We start from the raw sequence: 1,168 nt of genomic DNA, 5'->3' as shown, positions 1-1,168 counted from the left end.
TGCGGATCGGCCCGCCGCCCGCGGCGGCCGTGCTGGACCGGGAGCCGGAGCGGCCGGCCCTGGTCGGGGAGGCGATCACGGTTCCGCTCGTCGACGGGGGCGAGCGGCGCTATGTGCTGCCGTGGTACTCCAGCGTGCACCGCGGCGCCGGGTACAAGTCGCAACTGACCACGGAGGCCTACAAGGACTCCCGCGAAGCGGTCCGCGGCTTCGTCGGCGGGCGCGGCGACGACGTGGTGATCTTCACCCGCAACACCACCGACGCGACCAACCTGCTCGCTGCTGCGCTGCCGCCGGACACGGAGGTGTTCGCGTTCGCCACCGAGCACCATGCCCGCACCGGGGCATCGACATGGCCACCGACGACGTGGACTACCTGGCGCTGTCCGGGCACAAGCTGTACGCGCCGTTCGGGGCCGGCGCACTGGTCGGCCGGGGGGACTGGCTCGGCGCCGGGGAACCGTTCCTGGCCGGCGGGGGAGCGGTCCGTTACGTCGGCCCGGACACCACCCTCTGGGCCCTGCCGTTCGCCCTGCGCCACGTGCCCTACGCCCGGCTCGCCGCGATCCTCAGCGCCGAGTTCGCGATCGGCGTCAGACCCGGCTGCTTCTGCGCGCACCCTCTGATGGCCGCCCTGTTGCACATCGACGCGGCGCAGGACGCCCGGTTGCGCGACGACCTGACCCGGGGCGTGCCGACCGCGATCCCGGGCGCGGTCCGGGCCAGCACCGGCATCGGCAGCACCGCGGCCGACTGGGACCGGTTCACCACCGCCGTCACCACCATCGCCACGGAGAGACCACGGTGGACCTTCACCAGTACGCCGGACGGCACGGACTGCCGCCCCACGCCGGACCCGCGGCGGTTGCGGTTGCCGTACCAGGATCGCGGAGGACGCCGCTGATCAGCCGGCCGCGTCCACCAGCCGGGGCAGCAGCTGCGCGGCCGGGCCGCGCAGGCTGACCGCGGCGATCGGGTCCAGCGGCGTCGGCATCGGGTTGAGCTGGACCACGGCGGCCCCGGCCCGGGCCGCTTGGTGCGGGATCTCCGCGGCCGGGTACACCAGCCCGGAGGTTCCGATGGTCAGCAGCAGGTCACAAGTGGCCGCCGCCTCCGCCGCGTTCCGCAGGGCCGCTTCCGGCAACGCCTCACCGAACCACACCACCCC

Annotated in this window: 2 protein-coding genes and 1 pseudogene; 2 read left to right on the top strand and 1 reads right to left on the bottom strand. The window is 74.4% G+C overall.

Annotation, left to right across the window (positions count from 1 at the left end):
• Positions 1 to 29 precede the first annotated feature (29 nt).
• Together AB0C29_RS49555 and AB0C29_RS49550 are read left to right on the top strand one after the other, a co-directional pair.
• Positions 30 to 281: pseudogene (locus AB0C29_RS49555) on the top strand (aminotransferase class V-fold PLP-dependent enzyme); the annotation flags it as partial.
• A gap of 71 nt (positions 282 to 352) precedes the next feature.
• Positions 353 to 904 carry an aminotransferase class V-fold PLP-dependent enzyme gene (locus tag AB0C29_RS49550; protein ID WP_360835498.1) on the top strand — a complete coding sequence of 184 codons (552 nt, stop codon included), beginning with the start codon at positions 353 to 355 and terminating at the stop codon, positions 902 to 904.
• On the opposite strand, the gene AB0C29_RS49545 is transcribed toward AB0C29_RS49550, so the two are convergent.
• A partial coding sequence (locus tag AB0C29_RS49545; protein WP_360835496.1) for a Sir2 family NAD-dependent protein deacetylase occupies positions 905 to 1,168 on the bottom strand: 264 nt, incomplete at its 5' end.

This window comes from Actinoplanes sp. NPDC048791 (assembly GCF_040650095.1).
Lineage (GTDB): Bacteria > Actinomycetota > Actinomycetes > Mycobacteriales > Micromonosporaceae > Actinoplanes.
Note: the sequence above shows the minus strand (reverse complement) of the source record. Positions and strands in the feature narration are given on the sequence as shown.

Bases quoted from the DNA above. Each gene is read 5' to 3' on its own strand.
- AB0C29_RS49550 (WP_360835498.1), top strand. From the start codon at position 353: ATGGCCACCGACGACGTGGACTACCTGGCGCTGTCCGGGCACAAGCTG.